We start from the raw sequence: 16,175 nt of genomic DNA, 5'->3' as shown, positions 1-16,175 counted from the left end.
GGCGTGTGCTGCGCGGTAGGAGTCGGTACGCCCGGACGGCGCTGCCGCCGGCCGTGCCACGGGCGGCAACCGTTCTCGCGGCCGGTCCTCTTGGGCGGGCTTGCGGTGGGATCGGTTCACCCGGCGAAACGGAGCCACTGGCTGTACCGTCTGCCGGTGATCCGTCACCGCACACCCGGCGGACCGCGGCACCCCGAGCGGGGCCCCGCCGACTCGCGCCCGGTACGATCAGGGCCCCGGAGCCCCGGAACCCCCTTACCCGGCTCGACGACCCGGGCCGGGCCCGCCGCCGACCGCTCCAGGTGTTCCAAGTACTCCCGGCCGCGCGTAAGTCGTCCGGCCAACTCGGCCGCATCCGGGTACCAGCGCTTCTCGTACTCCCAGCAGAGCCAGTCGTCCGGCCGCGCCGCGGCCACCGCTTCCGCAAGGGGCAGCACCCCGGTTCCGAGCCCGAGCGGGGTGAGGTCCTGTGCGGAGACCACATCCTTCACCTGCGTGTAGCCGAGGTGTGCGCCGAGGACCCGGCGTGACTCATCCGGCGTCTCGCCTCCCAACCAGGTGTGCAGTACGTCCCACAACGCGCCGACGCCGGGATGCGCGACGCGGTCCAGGACCCGGGCGACGGCGGTCCCGGTCCGGTGGGAGTCGTGCGTTTCCAGCAGGATCCGCACTCCGCACCGCTCGGCCAGCGGCGCGGCGGCCGTCAGCCGGCGCACCGCGTGGTCGTCGGCTTTCGCCTCGGGAAGCTCGGCGCCGCCCGGGAAGACCCGCACGTACGGGGCGTGGAGGTCGGTGGCGAGCCGGATCAGCCCGCGCAGCCGCTCCAGGACGGGCCCGTCGTCGCCGGCGGCAGCCACCTGCGCGTATCCGGCGACGCCCACTACGGTGACGCCCGCGCGGTCGAGCAGCCGTACCCCCGCGGCGCGCTCGGCGCCGGGGCTGTCGGGGTGCAGGGGTTCCTCGGGGTGGGCGCGCAGTTCGAGCCCGTCGAACCCGTGGGCGGCTGCCAGGGCTGCACTCCGGTCGAGAGGCGTCCCGGGCACTCCGAGGGTGGAGAAGGCGTACTTCACGGCCCGCTCCCCCCGGTCGGCGGCGGGGCGGTGGAGCCGCGCACCATGAGCTCGGTCGGCAGGGTGGTGATGCCGCCCGGGGGCGGCGGTCTGCGGCCGGTGACCAGCTGGGCGGCGAGCACCCCCGCCTCGCGCAGCGGTACCCGTACGGTGGTGAGGGCCGGCGCGGTGTCCGCGGAGAACGGCAGGTCGTCGAACCCGACGACGGACACGTCCTCGGGGATGCGTATCCCCGCTTCGCGCAGGGCGGCGGCGACGCCGATCGCGACGGTGTCGTTGGCCGCGGCGACAGCGGTGAAGTGCTTACCGCTGCGGAGGAGTTCACGCACGGCGTCGTAGCCGGCGGCACGCTCGAAGCCGGCGGGCACCGTGAGGGCGGCGCAGGCGGCGGCGGTTCCGGGTCCCTCCCGCTGGAGGGCGGCGCGGTGTCCGTCGAGTCGCTCCCGGGTGGTGCTCAGCCCCGGGGGCCCGGCGACGTAGGCGATGCGGCGGTGCCCCAGGGCGAGGAGGTGCTCGGCGAGCCGGAAGGCGCCGCCGTGGTCGTCGAACATCACGGTGGCCACGGGCAGTCCGGGCGACAGGGGCAGAGGGGGGCGCCCGCACAGGACGACGGGGGTGCCGCCCGCGGCCATGCGGGAGATGCGGGCGGCCAGCGCGGTGGCGTGCCCGGGGTCCTCGGCGGCGCCGCCGGTGAGGACGATCCCGCCGGCTCGCTGGCCCTCCAGGAGGGTGAGGTAGGCCAGCTCGGCCTCGGGTGCGCCCTGCGTGTTGCAGACGACGGCGAGCCGGCGGGCGTCAGACCGGCCAGTGGGGGCGAGGGCGCTCTGCAGGGAGCCCGCGAGGATCCCGAAGAAGCTGTCCGCGACATCGTGGACGAGGACGCCTACGAGGTCGGAGGTGGCGGCCGCGAGCGCGCGGGCGGGGCCGTTGGCGATGTAACCGAGCTCCTCCACGGCCTGCTCCACGCGGGTCCGGGTCCCTCCGGCCACCGGGTATCCACCGTTCAGTACGCGCGAGACCGTGGCGGGCGACACGCCCGCGTGCGCCGCGACCTCGGCCATGGTCACCGCCATGATGCACCCCTCCTCTTCCCGTTCCGGGTCATCGGCTCATCCGGTGCGTGGACCTCCATAGTCCCCGATTCAGCAAGCGCTTTCCATCACTCGTTCGTGTCTTGTGCATACGAGATCCTCGGTCCTAGCCTGATGTGAGTGAAAGCGCTATCTATCGAGCTCTCACCGGACCGCATCACAGGGGGGACATCGTGGAACGCAGGACGATCAAGCTCACGGGCTGCGGCTGGGGATCGAGCCGCAGCATCCGATGTTCGCCTCGGACCGGTGTGTGGTCTCCACCCTCGGTCAGGCGCTGGACCTCGCCGAGCAGTTCCCCGCCGAGCAGGTGGGGGTGGTGGCCGACTCGTACCACCTGTGGTGGGACGAGCGGCTGCCCGCCGAGTTGTTCGGGGCCGGCCGGGGCGGGCGCATCGTGTCCGTTCAGGTGGCTGACTGGGTGACACCGCTCCCCGAAGGCGTGCTGCTCAGGCGCGGACAACTGGGCGACGGCTCCATCGATCTCCGCGGATTCCGGGAGCTGGTCGACGCCGCGGGATACCGGGGCCGCGTGGAGGAGGGGCGGCCGGACGGTTGGACGGCGTGGGGCGGCGCAGCAGCGAACATTGCATGTGTTTCGGATTCGGTCATGCAGGCGATTCCGTCTGGCAGGTACGTGTGATGCGTACCATCGCGTCACACACATCCATCACGAGAACAGACGAGGAACACATGACGACAGCACCCAACGCCACTCACGTGACCGACGGCTACGCCCAGCAGATCGCCGGCGACCTCTCCGCCAACCGGACGGCGCAGGAGCGGGCACGCACCGAACTGCAGCGGCTGCAAGAGGAACTGGGTCAGCTGGAGGACGGCGAGAAGGTCCTCCTGAAGATGCAGGACGCACTGGGCATCCCGGCGAAGCCCGCTTCCCCGCAGGCCGCGAAGCGCGGCACGAAGCGGGCAGCAGTACCCTCCGCGCGCAGCGCAGTGCGCGGAGAGAAGACGGCCGCGGCCCCGTCCGCCCCGACCGCGAAGTCCGCCCGCGCGGGCAAGACCGCAGGCAAGACCGCGGCCAAGAGCCCGGCGAAGGCCCCGGTCAAGGCCGAAGGGAAGAAGGAGACCGGGGGCCCGTCCTGGCTCGAGCTCGTCACCGCCGCCATCGTCGGTCAGGCAGAGCCCAAGTCGGCCGCCGAGGTGGCCGAAACCGTCAGCGCCGCCCATCCCGACCGCAAGGTCCAGGCGACCATCATCCGCAACACCCTGGAGCAGGGCGTCGCCCGCGGAATCCTGGAGCGCTCGAAGCAGGGACGCTCCGTCTACTACACCCCGGTCGGCTCCGCGCCGGAGGCGCCGGCTGCCGAAGAACCCGAGCCGACGCTGCCGTAGCACTGCGCCGCTCACCGCCCGGTGTGTCGATCGGATGCGTTTTCCGATCGCACGAGCGCCCGGCCGGAGCACCCCGGCCGGGCGCTCGCGGGACCGCGGGTCATCGATGGTGCGTACGCCGGTGCGAGGACCGGCGCGCGGACCGGTGGGAGAGGGCCTGCCGATCAGGCGCGATGGAACAGGTCCCCGTCCCCTGAGCGGTGCCGGCCGCCTCGGGGAAGACCCTCCTGCCGGGGGACTTCGCGGCCCTCCTGGAGCCACTGCCGCTCGATGGCGTCGTAGATGGGCGACTCGGATGCCAGCCAGTAGGCCGCCGCCAGCTCAGCAAAACCGGTGTGCGGCGCCGTAACGGTTCTCTGGTTCATACCCGGACCAACGACCTCGACCTGACTCCGTGTCGGCCCGTGATCATTCCGTCATCTCCGGGGCGGCCGCCCAGCATGCCCGCCGGCCGGCAGGGGTTCAGGAACCGAAGAGGCGCAGGACGTGGGCGGCGTGGGGCAGGTCTTCCGGGCCGGCGGCCGCGCCCGACAGGGGCAGCAGCTGCCCGTTGGCACAATCACCCGACTGCTGGTGGTCGACCTCCCAGTCGCGGACCCCGGCGGCCGTCGCGGAGCTGGCGGCGTACAGGGGCTGATGGCACGCCCGGCACCAGTAGAACGACCGCGCGCTCATGCGGAGCCCTGCGGAGCGTCGGGGCGGCTAGCGGTCCGGGCGCGTCGCGCGGTCCGCACTCCGGAGCCGGACGGAGGAACACGGAATTTGGGGTTCATGCCAGCTGAAACGATCCGGCACGGCACACGTCACCCTGGCTCACACGGAAGATCGCGGGCCTGACCCGAACCGAGGATGTCCGACGCCATGACCCCGGCGCGTTCGGTGGGAGTGCGGTCGAACCATTCGACGAGCTGGTGGACGGTGCCGACCCTGGCGACCCGCTCGTGCAGCGCCTTCCGGTCGTGCCCGCTCAGGAACGGGCCGCGTCCGGCCAGGCCCCACATCCGCAAGCGCACGCCGGTACGGCGCGGGTGGATTCGAAGTACGTCACCGGGTTGAAGCAGAGCCTGGGCATGCCGACCAGCGGGCCATCCGTACCCCGCCCTCCGCCTCCCCCGCCCACGCCGCGGCACGGCGGTATCGGCGATCCGCACGCAAGTGTCTTGACGTCAAGATTCATCTCGGGCAGGCTGTCGGCAAGTATCTCGACATCGAGATACTTCCATGGGGCTCGGAGGCGTGAGATGGGGCGGCGCGGTGCGGGGAGCCGGGAGGATCGGCGGGGTGGGGCCGGGCTGGTGGCCCGGTTGCGGCGGCCACCCGGCGGCCGGGACGCCCGGATCATGCTGCTCGCCCAGTCGGTGGACCGGGCGGGCACCGGCATGTGGGCCGCGTCCTCGGTCCTGTTCTTCACCTTCGTGGTCGGCCTGGACGCAGGGCAACTGGGCCTGTTGCTGGGCGCCGCCGCGGTGGCGGGCATCGCCGGCTCGCCGCTGGCGGGGCAGTTGGCCGGCCGGTTCCCGGTGCGGTCCCTGCTGATCGGGTGCCACCTCCTGCGGCTCGGGACCGTATGCACCCTGCTCTTCGTCACCCGCTTCGAGGTCCTGCTGGCCGTCGTGGCCTTGACCTACCTGGGCGACCGCGCGGCCAAGACCCTGGAGATGCTCTTCGCCACGCAGGCAGCCGGCAAGGAGCGCGCCACCTACCAGGCGCTCTCGCGCAGCGCGGCGAACGCGGGTTACGCGCTCGGCGCCGGCATCGCGGCCGTCGGGCTCCTCATCGGCACCCGCAGCGCCTACGACGCCCTGATCCTGGCCAACGCACTGTCCTTCCTCGTGGCCGCCGCCCTGGTCCGGCGCACCCGGGAGCCGCGCGGCCACGGACACGTGGCCGCGCGGTCCGACGGACCGGTGACGCCGGCGGCCGCGCGGCCCGCCGCTGCGCGCCCGTGGCGGGACCGGGGATACCTCCGGTTCGTCCTGCTGGACATCCCGATGAACCTGGACGACTCGATCCTGGGTGTCGGACTGCCCCTGTGGCTGGTGGGGCACACCGACGCGCCACACGCACTGGTCCCGGCCTTCCTCGTCGTCAACACCGTGCTCGTCGTCCTCCTCCAGTTGCACGTGTCGGCCAGGGTCGAAGGGCCTCGGCAGGCCGCGAGCGCGATCGCCCTGTACGGGGTCACGACACTCGCGTGCTGCGTGCTCCTGGCCCTCGCCCCCGGGGGCGGCGCCTGGGCCGCCTCCATCGCCCTGCTGGCCGCGGCGGCGCTGGCCACCGCGGCGGAGCTGATGCGTTCGGTGAGTTCCTGGGAGCTGGCGGTTTCGCTCGCGCCCCGGGAAGCGCGGGCGTCCTACCTCGGGGTGGCGGGCATGGCCCAGTCCGTACAGAAGTCCGTCGGCCCGCTGCTCCTCACCGGCGTGGTAATGGCGGCCGGGCCGACGGGCTGGCTGGCACTGGGTGCGGCGGTGGCGGGACTGTCCGTCGCTCAACGGCGGTCCAGCCTGCGGCGGTTGGACGCCATGGCCGCGATGTCCGGCTCCGGCACCCCGTCGACGGCGGTGTCCGCTCCTGCCTCTCGGGACCGGCCGGACCCGCCGCCTTGTCGGCGGCCCCATGCGTAGACCCGCTTCAGCATGCGATGTGGGTCAGTTGGGTGCGGTAGACCGTCCTCGCCTTGCCTGCACATGCGCCGCAGATGGGTGTCCCCCGTGTGCGGGCTGAAGGCCCATCCGGCGGCCGGTAGCGACCGGCTCACCACCGAACGCCTGCGGCGCGCCCAACTGCTGCACCTGGGACCGATCGACGCCGGCCGGGTCGTGCGGGCGGCTCGTGCCGGTGGGCGCGCCCGGGCCGAACACGACGACCGGCCGCGGACGGTCTCCGCCAACCGTCGGGACGGCCGCGCCGCTCCCGTGGATGGCCGCGGCGCAGAGCGCCACCATCAGCCGGCATGTCGGTGCAATGCGTACCCGATCGGCAGTCGCGGCGGCCTCCCCCAGCGGTCCAGCCGCACGCCCGCGACGAGCGGACGAGCGGTGATCGTCCGTCAAGGTCCGTTGTCAGTGCCGCCCCCTAGTGTGAAGACGTCACTCGGGGAGCCACGGAGAAGGAGTGGAAACATGTCCACCAACAAGATCCAGCACAAGGTCAACCACGTCGCGCTGGTAGTGGACTGTTCCGGGTCCATGCATCAGCACCAGAGTCAACTGGTGCGTGTGGTGGACGAGTTCGTGGCGGGGTTGAAGGCCGAGTCGGACAGCCTCGGTCACGAGACCCGGATCAGCCTCTACTCCTTCGACCACACGGTGGAGAATCTGGTCTGGGACATGGACGTGAAGCACCTGCCGTCCATGCGCGGCCTCTACAAGGTCAAGAACGGCGCCACGGCCCTGATCGAGGCCTCCCTGAAGTCCCTGGACGACCTGGGCCACATCTGGGAGGCGTACGGCGAGCACAGCTTCCTCCAGATCGTGGTGACGGACGGCGAGGAGAACGCCTCCGGCGGCGACCGGCGGCACGACGGGGACATGGCCGTCCTGGGCCCCTGGCTCGACAAGATCGCGGCGAAGATGGGATCGCTCCCCGGCCACTGGACTTCGGCGATCCTCGTGCCGAACTCCCTGGCGAAGCGCACCGCGCAGAACTACGGCTTCCCGGCCGGGAACATCGCCGTCTGGGACGCGGATTCCAAGGAGGGGGTCGAGGAGGCGATCGGCACCGTACGCGCCGCCGCCACCCACTTCCTCCGCGGCCGCGAACAGGGCGTGCGCGGCACGAAGAACCTGTTCGCCGTCGGCCAGGACATATCCGTCGACGACGTGCGGGCGACCCTCGAACCGGTCCCGGCGGACAAGTACCGGCTCCTGAAGGTCGACACCGAGGTCGAGATCCGCTCCTTCGTCGATTCGCATCCGGGCGTCACCTACGAGCGTGGTTCGTGCTACTACCAGCTGGGCACCCGGGTGCAGGTGCAGCCCGACAAGGAGGTCATCGTGGTCGAGAAGGACACCGACCGCGCGTACACGGGCGACGCGGCACGCAGCCTCCTGTTCGGCACGGGCATCCAGGGGACGGTATCGGTGAAGGCGGGGCGCAATCCCAAGCTGGAGGTCTACGTCCAGAGCCGCTCGGTGAACAGGAAGCTCAAGCCGAAGACGCGCCTGCTCATCATGGTCTGACCGATTCCGGGGCGCGGGCGGCAGCCCGGCCTGCGGTCGTCAGGGTGTCATCCCGTCCCGCACGCTGTCCGCCCAGCGGAAAGCGGACCCGGTGTCGGTGACCTCGAACAGGCGGCGGACCCCGGTCTGCAGCGGGCCCGCGAGAACGAGCGCCGTTCCGGTGGCCGCATGGGCCTGCTGGGCTTCGAGCAGGGCGTGGAGCGCGGAGGAGTCCGCGAAGCGCACCCCGGACAGGTCGGCCACCGTGCGCGAGGACGTGCCCGCCGCCGCGGCGGCCAGGGCGCGGGTCAGGGAGGGCGCGCTGTCGTCGTCCAGATCGCCCCGCAGGCGGATGACGGTCGTGCCGTCGGGCGTGGTCTCGCTGACCACCGTCTCTTCTCGGTCTCCGATCATCTCGACATCCTCCTACATGAGCGGGCGGGTGTGTCCCGTACGGCGCCTGCGGGAAGCGGCCGACGGGCGTCCGCTCGTGCCGCCGGCGGCCCGGGGGAGCCTCCCGGGCCTGCCAGGACCGTACCCGAGGGGCAGGCGGCTCTGCTGGGTTCCCTCGGCGGAGAGTGGCATCTCTCACTCCGTTCCCGTCGGTGGAGATGGTGTGTGCCCTTGGTGGGCATGGGGTGCAGGACGGCGGGGCGGGGGGCGCCCGGTTGCCAGGAGGGTGGCGGATGGAGGATGGTTGCCGCAAGGCAAGTATCTTCTTCGACACGATGAGGTGAGGGGTTCGCCCAGCGGGCCCTCGACGTTTGGTGAATCCCAGCCAGGAAGCAGCCCTTGCGGTGCGCGTACCGTGGAGTGAGGCCCCCTACCCCGTGCTTGTGGCCGACGACCAGGGAATCCTGCTGTCCGCCAACGCGGTTGCCGGCCTCCTCTTCCCCGACGCCCGCGCCGGGGCGCCCATGGCGGGCTCGGTCCCCGCGTGGCTGTCCGCGGCCCACACCCTCCGTCGTGCGCGGGATGCGGCGCCGGCCCCCGAGGCGGACCGGGGCGCTCTCGTCCAGGGTCCGGTCGGTGACCGCTCGTACGAAGCGCATCCGACGGTCCACGACGACGGCACGGTGGTGTGGTGGCTGGTCGACGACACCGATCACCGCCTGGCCCGTGAGGCGCTGCGGATGGAGCGGGAACGCACGGCCTTTCTGGCGCAGGCGTCGAATCTGCTGCTGTCCTCGCTGAACCTGGAACGGTGCATGGACGTCACGGCGCAGATGGCCGCCGAGCACCTTGCCGACGCCGCGCTGGTGATCGCCCCCTCGCGTGGCCGGGAGCTGCCGATCGTGTCGTGTGTCCGCGGCGGGACGCCGGTCTTGTCCCGTGTGGCTGCCCGTCCGCATGCGGTGCCGGGACTGGCCGAGGCGCTCCAGGGGTTCCCGCCGGTGCCGTCCCGCTGGATCGACCCCGCCACCGCTCCGGCGTGGCTGGTCCCCGACGGATTCGGCACGGTGGGGTCGATCGTGATCACACCGCTGCCCGGGCACGGTGTCCCCGCGGGCGCCCTGGTGCTGCTTCGCCGTGCGGGCAGCGCCGGATTCACCGAGGGCGAGGAGGTCTTCGCCCGCCTGTTCGCCGCGCGGGCGGGCGCCGCGATGTCGGCTGCGCGGCTGTACGCGGAGCAGGCATCGCTGAGCGAAACGCTGATGCGGGACCTGCTGCCGCCGTTGCTCCACCAGGTGTCCGGCGTGGAGTACGCGGGCGGTTACCGGCCCTCCCTGGACCATGAACGGATCGGCGGGGACTTCTACGACGTCCACCCCGCGGCGGTGGAGGGAGACGCGTCGCTGGTCGTCCTCGGGGATGTGTGCGGCAAGGGTCTGGAAGCCGCGGTGATGACCGGGAAGATCCGCAACACCCTGCACGCCCTGCTGCCCATGGCCGATGACCACCAGCGGATGCTGAGCCTGCTGAACACGGCGCTGCTGAGCACCCACAACGCCCGCTTCGCGACGCTGGTGCTCGCCTCCGCGGTCCGCGAGGAGAACACGGTGCGGCTGCGGCTGACGAGCGCGGGGCATCCCGCGCCGCTGATCCTGCGCGCCGACGGCCGTGTCGAAGAGGCACCGACCCACGGCACGCTGGTCGGTGCGCTGCCCGAGGTAACCGCCGAGACGGCCGAGGTGACGCTCGCGCCCGGCGAGACGTGCGTGCTCTACACGGACGGGATCACCGAGGCCCGCGGCGGCCCGCTGGGCGGCGCCCTGTTCGGTGAGGCGCGGCTCAAGCAGGCGCTGGCGGAGTGCGCCGGGATGCCGGCGGCGGCGGTGGTCGAGCAGGTGCAGATGCTCGCCTCCGAGTGGGTCGGCGCCGGCAGCCACGATGACATGGCCGTGGTGGTGATCTCCGCGCCCCGGACCAACCACCTGAGTGCGGTGGGCGGACACACGAGGGGCAGGTTCACCGCGTGATAGCCGATCCGACGGGCGCTGCGGCGCTCGAACAACACGCGGCCCGGCTCTGGGACGCGGTCCTGGCCGGCGACGAGCGGACGGCGACCGCTGTGGTCCGCCACGCCCTGGACGCCGGGGCGGCCCCGGAGGACGTCCTGCTCGACGTGATCGCCCGGGTGCAGGGGCGGGTCGGCGGGGAGTGGGCCGGCAACCGGATATCGGTCGCGCAGGAACATGCCGCCACCGCCATCAACGAGCGCGCCGCGGCCGTCGTCGCCGGCCATCCGGCAGCTGCCGGGAAGCCGTCGCGCGGGCGGGTCGTGGTGGCGTGCGTGGACGGGGAGTGGCACGGGCTGCCGGCGCGGCTCCTCGCCGAGGTCCTGAAGCTGCGGGGCTGGCGGGTGGACTACCTCGGCGCGCACGTCCCGACGCCGCACCTGGTCGCGCACCTCCACCGGACCGGGCCGGACGTCGTCGCCCTGTCGAGTTCGATGGCGACCCGGCTGCCGACCGCACATGCGACGATCACCGCCTGCCAGGCCGCCGGAACACCGGTCCTCGTGGGCGGAGCCGCCTTCGGGCCCGACGGCGAGTACGCCCGCCTGCTGGGCGCGGACGCCTGGGCGCCCGACGCCCGGGCGGCCGCCGACCTGCTGGAGCACCGGCCGCCGCCCCGCCCGCAGCCGGACCACCAGCCCATCGACGACCTGCCGCACCTGGCCGACCAGGAGTACACCCTCGTCACCCGCACCCGCCCCCAGCTCGTACGGACGGTCTTCGCCGGGCTGGAAGCGGCGTACCCGGCGATGCGCGGTTACGACGAGGCCCAGCGGGAGCGCACGGCCGAGGACCTGGCCCACATCGTGGAGTTCCTCGGCGTCGCCCTCTACACCGGCGACGCCGAGCTGTTCTCCCGCTTCCTCCTCTGGACCGCGGGCGTCCTCGAAGCACGCGGTGTCCCCGCCCTGAGCCTGCCGCCGGGGCTGCACGTCCTCGGCCGCGAGCTGAGGGACTTCCCCCGGGCCACCGACATCCTCCGCCGCGCCACCGAGCGGCTGACCTCCTCCCCGTTCGCCGTCACAGGAGCCACCGAATGACTTCCCCGTCCGGTCCGCTGCGCCTCACCCGCGCGGACGCGGACGGCGCCGTCCGCATCGCGCTCCACGGCAACTTCGACCACCAGAACGCCGATGCCCTGCTGGACGTCGTCACCAGCGTGCTGGCCGAGCCGGAGGGACGGCGTGACCTGCACCTGGACTGCGGGGGGATCGTCGCGCTCGACTCCAGCGGGCTGTCGACGCTGCTGATGGTCCGCCGGCTCACCGACGGGGCGGGCGTGGGCCTGTACCTGCACGGCCGGCCGCCACGGCTCGACCGCATGCTGAAGGTCACCGGCACCCTCGACCACCTCACCGGCCGCCGCGCCGGGACCCGGCCCGCGTCCTTTGCGGCGGAGCCGGCGCCCGGCGGCTCGGAACCCGTACCCGCCCGATCCGGCGGAGCCGACACCACCACCTGACCGGCACCGGCGGACGACCCGCTCGTGCAGAAAGAACGCAGATGCCCGTACCGGCCTTCGGGCCCCGCAGGATCGACCCCGACGCAGCACGCTCGGTCGTGGAGGATGCGGTCGCGGAGGAAACGCAGACGCCCGTCCCTGCCTCCGCGCCGCCCGGCACGTCCCCCGACACGGCGCGCTCCCTCAGCGACATCGCCGAAATCCTCGACGTCGTGTACGAGAAGGCCCGCCAGGCCTCCGCGCAATCGCCGGTCTCGACCGGACAGCTGCGCCTGATGTCCCTCGTCGGCCGCCAGCCCGGCATCCGCATGCGCGCCCTGGCCCGGCTCCTCGGCGCGGCCGGCCCCTCGGTGACCCGGCTGTGCGACCGGCTCGAAGCCGCCGGCTTCCTGCGACGCCACCCCTGCCCCGACAGCGGCCGCGAGCTCACCCTCAGACTGACGCCGGCCGGGGAGAGGCACCTCGCCCGGATTCGGGAGCAGCGCGAGCAGGCGTTCGCCCGGGCCCTCGACGCGATGACCGCCGACAGCCGGCGCGCACTCGCCACGGGGCTCGCGGCCCTGGAGCACGGCATCACGACGACCGGCGGCTTCCCCGGGCAGGAGAACCCCGCGGCCTGAGCGCCCGCTCTCGTGGATCGACTTCGTCCGCGGCGGTCACAGGAGATAGAGTGAGATCACAGTTGTCTCATGACAACTTTTAAAACGATGAACAGTGGTCTGCGACGGGGAGGCGGTTCGCAGGAGGCACATCGAGCGCGACCGCCTCGCACCGGCGGTCGCCTCGGCGGGCTGCCCGATCGTACGGCCGCTTCTCGGAGAAATGACGCTCACGATGACGATGTTCCTGGCTGTGGAGCGCGCTCTGCGCACGGCTGCGCCGCACGACCTCCTCCAAACGGTACGGTCCGCCCTCATCACGCACTACGGGGCTCTCGCGGTCGACCTGCTGATGGCCGACTACAGCCTGAGCGTCCTCCAGCAGGTCACGGCGCTGCCGCACACCGCGGAACCGCTGCCGGTGCAGGCCACGCCGGAGGGCCGGGCCTTCGGCAGCCAGGCGCCGTACGGGCAGCTCTCCGCCGAGGGCAACGCCTTGGACCTCCACCTGCCGGTGACCGTACGGGGCGACCGCCTGGGCATCCTGACGGTGCGCATGCCCCAGGACCTGTGCACGCCCGAGACCGTCGGAGAGCTCACGGACCTCGCGGAACTGCTGGGCCACGAGATCATCGTGGCGGAACGGGACACCGACCTGTATCTGCAGGCCCGGCGGGCGAGCCGGCTCACCCTGGCCGCCGAGATGCAGTGGCAGCTGCTGCCCGGCCGGGCGTGTGCCCGCCCGGAGTACGCCATCGGGGCGCAGCTGGAGCCCGCCTACGACATCCACGGCGACAACTTCGACTGGTCCACCACCTCCGAGACCCTCACCATGACCGTCACCAACGGGATGGGCGAGGGAATCCAGGCCTCCCTCCTGACCAACCTCGCGATCAACGCCCTGCGCAACGCCAGGAGGGCCGGGGTCGGCATCGCGGACCAGGCCGCGCTGGCGGACCAGGCCGTCTACGGGCAGTACCACGGGCAGGAGTACGTCTCGACGCTCCTGCTCTGCCTGGAGCTGGCCACGGGGCGCGGCCAGGTCGTGGACGCCGGTTCGCCACAGCTGTGGCGGTACCGGGACAGGGCGGTGGAGAGAGTCCATTTCGAGGCGCAGCTCCCGCTGGGGATGTTCGAGGAGTCGCCGTATGCGGCCCAGGACTTCGAGGCGCTGCCCGGGGACCGTTTGGTCTTCGTCAGCGACGGCGTGTACGGGGCCGCGGACAGGGGCGGGGTGGCGTACAGCGAGCGTGCGCTGGCCCGTGCCATCCATGCCACCAGCCTTCTGCCGGCCGCCGCGGTGCCCCGGGCGATCCTGGAGGAGCTGGCGGCCTACCGCGACGCCGCCGCGGAGGACGATGCCCTGGTGACGTGCCTCGACTGGTTCGGCCGGCCTCCGGCGGACGGCCAGGACGCCCGGTCACCTCACTAGGGTGGCGTCGGACAGGGATACTTTGGCCGTAGTGGGCAGAAGGGGTGTATCCCGTTCAGTCGAAGAGCCGTCACCGGCGGTGTGGCCCGAAGGGGTGCACCTGCTTGTTGGGAGTGACGGCCACCATGGACCGTGCGGGACCGCCCGGAGACCCTCTGGCCGCTATGGCGCGGGAGGTTGCCGTAGCCGCGGCCGTGCTCGTGGACCTCTGGGACCGGACCGCCCACAGCGCCTCTCCGCGGCTGTCGAACCTGCAGCTCCGGGCATTGACGGTCATACAGGGCAATCCGGGTATCAACCTCACCCGGTTGGCCGAGGAGGTCCGGGCGGGAGCGCCCGCCGCCAGCAGGCTCTGCGACCGGCTCGAAGCCGCCGGTCTGCTGCGACGTGAGCGGAGCACGGACAATCGGCGTGAGGTCGGGCTGGTCCTCACGGCACACGGCGGCGAAGCGGTGGACCATCTGTACGAGCGCCGCTCCCGGGCCCTGCGTGCCGTACTGAGCGGCATGTCCGCCGAGCAGCGCCGCTACCTGCTGGCAGGGCTGCGCGCCTTCACCGAGGCGATGGACGTCCCTCCCGAGCAACGCGCCGACTAGGCTGCGGGCTGCGGCCTGCCGTGCCAGTCCATGCAGACGACGACGGCGTCCTGGGGCAGGTCGGAGCTGCCGTGGTACTGGATGAGGCCGTCGACGAGCGCCCGGGCGGACTCGTGCGCCGAGGAGCGCCGCGTGGCGGCGATGGTCTCCTTGAGGGCTCGCTCGCCGAAGGAGCTGCCGTCCGACGACGTATGGCCGTGGACGCCGCTGCTGACCATCACCAGCCGATCGCCCGGGGCGACGGAGAACCGCTGCTGCCGGTAGTCGGTCTCCTCGAACATGCCCAGCGGTGTCTGGGCTTCGAACGTCACCTGCCGCACGGTGTCGCCGCGGAGCCGGAACAGCTGGGGTGATCCCGCCTCCACGGCCTGCGCCTGCCCTGTGGCCAGGTCGAAGCGCAGCAGGAGGGACGGTGCGTAGCGTTCTCCGCCGTATTCGGCGTAGATCGCCTGGTCGGCCAGGCAGGCCTGGTCCTCCAGGGACACGCCGGCCCGGCGGGCGTTGCGCAGGGCGCTGACGGCGAGGTTCGTCAGCAGCGCGGCGTCGATGCCCTGACCCTGCCCGTCGGTGACCGTGAGGGTCAGGGCGTCGTCGGTGGCACTCCAGTCGAAGTTGTCGCCGCCGATGGCGTACGCCGGTTCCAGGTGGCCGCCCAGGGTGTACTCCGGCGCGCTGAAGCCGCGGCCGGGCAGCAGCTGCCACTGCATCTCCGCGGCCAGCGTGAGCCGCTTGCGGCGGCGGGCCCGCAGATAGAGGTCCGTGTCCCGGCCGGCCACCACCAGCTCGTGGCCGAGCGCGGTGGCGAAGGCCGCCAGCTCCCCCACCGTGGGGGCGCCCTCGGCGGGTTCCGGGAGCCGCACGGAGAGCACGCCCAGCCGATCGCCCCGGACGGTGATCGGCAGGTGGACGACGACGGTGCCGGGGTCGGGCGCCACCTCCCACACGGGCGTCTGGGCGGAGAAGGCCCGGCCGGCCGGAGCCCCGTCGCGGACGGGCACCTGTGTTCCGGTGTCCGGCAGGTGCGTGACCGGTTGCAGCACCGACAGTCCGTAGTCCGCCAGCAGTACCGTGACCTCGCTCGCCTGAACGAAGGTGCACAGCAACGTGCGCGCTGCGGACAGCAGCGCCGTGGGAGGGGCGGCACGGAGCGCGCCCTCTGCGGCGCCCAGCCAGGCTTCGGAGTGGTTGCGCATGCCCTCTTCCCTCGTTGCGGCCCGGCGGGCGCGGGCGGGCGGGGAGCCCTGGCCGGCGCCGCGCAGGGCACGTCCTGTCATCATCTCTCCGCGGGGTCTCCGCGGCCAGGCCCCGCCGTCGCATCGAGCCGCCGCCGCTTCACGGCCGGGGAGGCTGGTGGACCGGTATGGGCCGGTGTGGACCGCTACGGCCGACGGGCGCGGGACCGCCGCTGGGCTCAGGCGGTGTCCGACAGGTCGTCTTCACCGGCCGGCCCGGCGCCGACGCCGATGTGGGCGGCGGCCGCGTCGCGGAAGGCCGCAAGCCCTTCGGCCAGGACCCGCCTGTGCTGGGGGGACATCCGCTGCAACACCTCGGCGGTCTTCTGCGCCTGGAGGGCGCGGGTGTCCGCCAGGACGGCGTGTCCCCGCCGGCTCAGGTTCAGCTCCAGTTCCCGCCGGTTCGCCCTGACGCGAGAACGCTGCAGCAGGCCTGCCGCCTCCAGGCGGTCACAGAGGCGGCTGACCGCCGGCGCGGTCGACCCCAGCGCCTCTCCGAGATCGCGCAGATTGATCCCGGCCCGCTGCTCGATGATGGTCAGCGCACGCAGCTGCGACGGCGGGACGGAGGCGACGGCGGCGGCATTCTGGCTGGGCCGCCACAGGACCTCGAGCAGTTCCGCGACAGCACACGCGGCCAGAGCCTCCTGCTCAGCGGCAAGGGAGTGCAAGGCTCGGGGCATCGCACCACTGTGTCACCCGAGCGCCCGTTTGTCAGGCC

17 protein-coding genes and 1 pseudogene are annotated in these 16,175 nt (G+C 72.6%); 10 read left to right on the top strand and 8 right to left on the bottom strand.

Annotated elements, in window-relative coordinates:
- Positions 1 to 164: 164 nt before the first annotated feature.
- Together ACFWU6_RS02900 and ACFWU6_RS02895 are read right to left on the bottom strand one after the other, a co-directional pair.
- Positions 165 to 1,070: a sugar phosphate isomerase/epimerase family protein gene (locus ACFWU6_RS02900; protein WP_383977900.1), complete on the bottom strand. Its 906-nt coding sequence runs from the start codon at positions 1,068 to 1,070 to the stop codon at positions 165 to 167.
- The gene (locus ACFWU6_RS02895) at positions 1,067 to 2,143 is read right to left on the bottom strand and encodes a LacI family DNA-binding transcriptional regulator (protein WP_383805543.1); all 1,077 of its coding nucleotides are present in this window, start codon (positions 2,141 to 2,143) and stop codon (positions 1,067 to 1,069) included. Before ACFWU6_RS02895 ends, ACFWU6_RS02900 begins: the two co-directional genes overlap by 4 nt.
- 217 nt (positions 2,144 to 2,360) lie before the next feature.
- On the opposite strand from ACFWU6_RS02895, the pseudogene ACFWU6_RS02890 reads away from it, so the two are divergent.
- Together ACFWU6_RS02890 and ACFWU6_RS02885 are read left to right on the top strand one after the other, a co-directional pair.
- Positions 2,361 to 2,804: pseudogene (locus ACFWU6_RS02890) on the top strand (sugar phosphate isomerase/epimerase family protein); the annotation flags it as partial.
- A 50-nt stretch (positions 2,805 to 2,854) separates the two neighbouring features.
- Complete coding sequence (locus tag ACFWU6_RS02885; RefSeq protein ID WP_383805545.1) at positions 2,855 to 3,514, top strand: hypothetical protein; 660 nt, start codon at positions 2,855 to 2,857, stop codon at positions 3,512 to 3,514.
- Positions 3,515 to 3,678: 164 nt separating this feature from the next.
- Here the strand turns inward: ACFWU6_RS02885 and ACFWU6_RS02880 are convergent, their stop codons facing one another.
- The 3 genes from ACFWU6_RS02880 to ACFWU6_RS02870 all read right to left on the bottom strand — a co-directional run bounded on the left by ACFWU6_RS02880 (position 3,679) and on the right by ACFWU6_RS02870 (position 4,527).
- Entirely contained in the window at positions 3,679 to 3,879 is a 201-nt protein-coding gene (locus ACFWU6_RS02880; protein WP_383805546.1) for a hypothetical protein, read from the bottom strand.
- Between the two features lie 97 nt (positions 3,880 to 3,976).
- The gene (locus tag ACFWU6_RS02875; RefSeq protein ID WP_383805548.1) at positions 3,977 to 4,189 is read right to left on the bottom strand and encodes a hypothetical protein; all 213 of its coding nucleotides are present in this window, start codon (positions 4,187 to 4,189) and stop codon (positions 3,977 to 3,979) included.
- Positions 4,190 to 4,317: 128 nt separating this feature from the next.
- Positions 4,318 to 4,527 (bottom strand): hypothetical protein, encoded by a 210-nt coding sequence (locus ACFWU6_RS02870; RefSeq protein WP_383805550.1) that lies wholly within the window; start codon positions 4,525 to 4,527, stop codon positions 4,318 to 4,320.
- Between the two features lie 327 nt (positions 4,528 to 4,854).
- Between ACFWU6_RS02870 and ACFWU6_RS02865 the strand changes: the two genes are divergently transcribed.
- The gene (locus ACFWU6_RS02865; protein ID WP_383977897.1) at positions 4,855 to 6,138 is read left to right on the top strand and encodes an MFS transporter; all 1,284 of its coding nucleotides are present in this window, start codon (positions 4,855 to 4,857) and stop codon (positions 6,136 to 6,138) included.
- A 498-nt stretch (positions 6,139 to 6,636) separates the two neighbouring features.
- Positions 6,637 to 7,695: a VWA domain-containing protein gene (locus ACFWU6_RS02860; protein WP_383805553.1), complete on the top strand. Its 1,059-nt coding sequence runs from the start codon at positions 6,637 to 6,639 to the stop codon at positions 7,693 to 7,695.
- Between the two features lie 39 nt (positions 7,696 to 7,734).
- Here the strand turns inward: ACFWU6_RS02860 and ACFWU6_RS02855 are convergent, their stop codons facing one another.
- Positions 7,735 to 8,088, bottom strand: coding sequence for an STAS domain-containing protein (locus ACFWU6_RS02855; protein ID WP_383805555.1), 354 nt, complete (start codon positions 8,086 to 8,088; stop codon positions 7,735 to 7,737).
- A 422-nt stretch (positions 8,089 to 8,510) separates the two neighbouring features.
- On the opposite strand from ACFWU6_RS02855, the gene ACFWU6_RS02850 reads away from it, so the two are divergent.
- The 6 genes from ACFWU6_RS02850 (at position 8,511) to ACFWU6_RS02825 (ending at position 14,222) form a co-directional block, all read left to right on the top strand.
- Complete coding sequence (locus ACFWU6_RS02850; protein ID WP_383977893.1) at positions 8,511 to 10,094, top strand: PP2C family protein-serine/threonine phosphatase; 1,584 nt, start codon at positions 8,511 to 8,513, stop codon at positions 10,092 to 10,094.
- On the top strand, positions 10,091 to 11,173 hold the full coding sequence (locus ACFWU6_RS02845; protein WP_383805559.1) for a B12-binding domain-containing protein: 1,083 nt from the start codon (positions 10,091 to 10,093) through the stop codon (positions 11,171 to 11,173). The genes ACFWU6_RS02850 and ACFWU6_RS02845 overlap by 4 nt, the downstream gene beginning before the upstream one ends.
- Positions 11,170 to 11,595 (top strand): STAS domain-containing protein, encoded by a 426-nt coding sequence (locus ACFWU6_RS02840; protein ID WP_383805561.1) that lies wholly within the window; start codon positions 11,170 to 11,172, stop codon positions 11,593 to 11,595. Before ACFWU6_RS02845 ends, ACFWU6_RS02840 begins: the two co-directional genes overlap by 4 nt.
- Before the next feature lie 41 nt (positions 11,596 to 11,636).
- Positions 11,637 to 12,215, top strand: coding sequence for a MarR family winged helix-turn-helix transcriptional regulator (locus ACFWU6_RS02835; protein ID WP_383977890.1), 579 nt, complete (start codon positions 11,637 to 11,639; stop codon positions 12,213 to 12,215).
- A gap of 202 nt (positions 12,216 to 12,417) precedes the next feature.
- Positions 12,418 to 13,626, top strand: coding sequence for a PP2C family protein-serine/threonine phosphatase (locus ACFWU6_RS02830; RefSeq protein ID WP_383805564.1), 1,209 nt, complete (start codon positions 12,418 to 12,420; stop codon positions 13,624 to 13,626).
- A gap of 164 nt (positions 13,627 to 13,790) precedes the next feature.
- The gene (locus tag ACFWU6_RS02825; protein ID WP_383805566.1) at positions 13,791 to 14,222 is read left to right on the top strand and encodes a MarR family transcriptional regulator; all 432 of its coding nucleotides are present in this window, start codon (positions 13,791 to 13,793) and stop codon (positions 14,220 to 14,222) included.
- Here the strand turns inward: ACFWU6_RS02825 and ACFWU6_RS02820 are convergent.
- On the bottom strand, positions 14,219 to 15,415 hold the full coding sequence (locus ACFWU6_RS02820) for a PP2C family protein-serine/threonine phosphatase (RefSeq protein ID WP_383805581.1): 1,197 nt from the start codon (positions 15,413 to 15,415) through the stop codon (positions 14,219 to 14,221). The two genes, ACFWU6_RS02825 and ACFWU6_RS02820, sit on opposite strands and share 4 nt — an antisense overlap.
- A 218-nt stretch (positions 15,416 to 15,633) precedes the next feature.
- Positions 15,634 to 16,137 carry a MarR family transcriptional regulator gene (locus ACFWU6_RS02815; RefSeq protein ID WP_383805567.1) on the bottom strand — a complete coding sequence of 168 codons (504 nt, stop codon included), beginning with the start codon at positions 16,135 to 16,137 and terminating at the stop codon, positions 15,634 to 15,636.
- Positions 16,138 to 16,175: the final 38 nt, after the last annotated feature.

The sequence above is a fragment of the Streptomyces sp. NPDC058674 genome (genome assembly GCF_042716505.1).
GTDB lineage: Bacteria > Actinomycetota > Actinomycetes > Streptomycetales > Streptomycetaceae > Streptomyces.
Note: the sequence above shows the minus strand (reverse complement) of the source record. Positions and strands in the feature narration are given on the sequence as shown.

Excerpts from the sequence above, each read along its gene's own strand:
- ACFWU6_RS02895 (WP_383805543.1), bottom strand. The coding sequence starts at position 2,143 with ATGGCGGTGACCATGGCCGAGGTCGCGGCGCACGCGGGCGTGTCGCCC.
- ACFWU6_RS02885 (WP_383805545.1), top strand. The coding sequence starts at position 2,855 with ATGACGACAGCACCCAACGCCACTCACGTGACCGACGGCTACGCCCAG.
- ACFWU6_RS02880 (WP_383805546.1), bottom strand. The coding sequence starts at position 3,879 with ATGAACCAGAGAACCGTTACGGCGCCGCACACCGGTTTTGCTGAGCTG.
- ACFWU6_RS02875 (WP_383805548.1), bottom strand. The coding sequence starts at position 4,189 with ATGAGCGCGCGGTCGTTCTACTGGTGCCGGGCGTGCCATCAGCCCCTG.
- ACFWU6_RS02865 (WP_383977897.1), top strand. The coding sequence starts at position 4,855 with ATGCTGCTCGCCCAGTCGGTGGACCGGGCGGGCACCGGCATGTGGGCC.
- ACFWU6_RS02860 (WP_383805553.1), top strand. The coding sequence starts at position 6,637 with ATGTCCACCAACAAGATCCAGCACAAGGTCAACCACGTCGCGCTGGTA.
- ACFWU6_RS02855 (WP_383805555.1), bottom strand. The coding sequence starts at position 8,088 with ATGATCGGAGACCGAGAAGAGACGGTGGTCAGCGAGACCACGCCCGAC.
- ACFWU6_RS02840 (WP_383805561.1), top strand. The coding sequence starts at position 11,170 with ATGACTTCCCCGTCCGGTCCGCTGCGCCTCACCCGCGCGGACGCGGAC.
- ACFWU6_RS02835 (WP_383977890.1), top strand. The coding sequence starts at position 11,637 with ATGCCCGTACCGGCCTTCGGGCCCCGCAGGATCGACCCCGACGCAGCA.
- ACFWU6_RS02830 (WP_383805564.1), top strand. The coding sequence starts at position 12,418 with ATGACGCTCACGATGACGATGTTCCTGGCTGTGGAGCGCGCTCTGCGC.
- ACFWU6_RS02825 (WP_383805566.1), top strand. The coding sequence starts at position 13,791 with ATGGCGCGGGAGGTTGCCGTAGCCGCGGCCGTGCTCGTGGACCTCTGG.
- ACFWU6_RS02820 (WP_383805581.1), bottom strand. The coding sequence starts at position 15,415 with ATGCGCAACCACTCCGAAGCCTGGCTGGGCGCCGCAGAGGGCGCGCTC.
- ACFWU6_RS02815 (WP_383805567.1), bottom strand. The coding sequence starts at position 16,137 with ATGCCCCGAGCCTTGCACTCCCTTGCCGCTGAGCAGGAGGCTCTGGCC.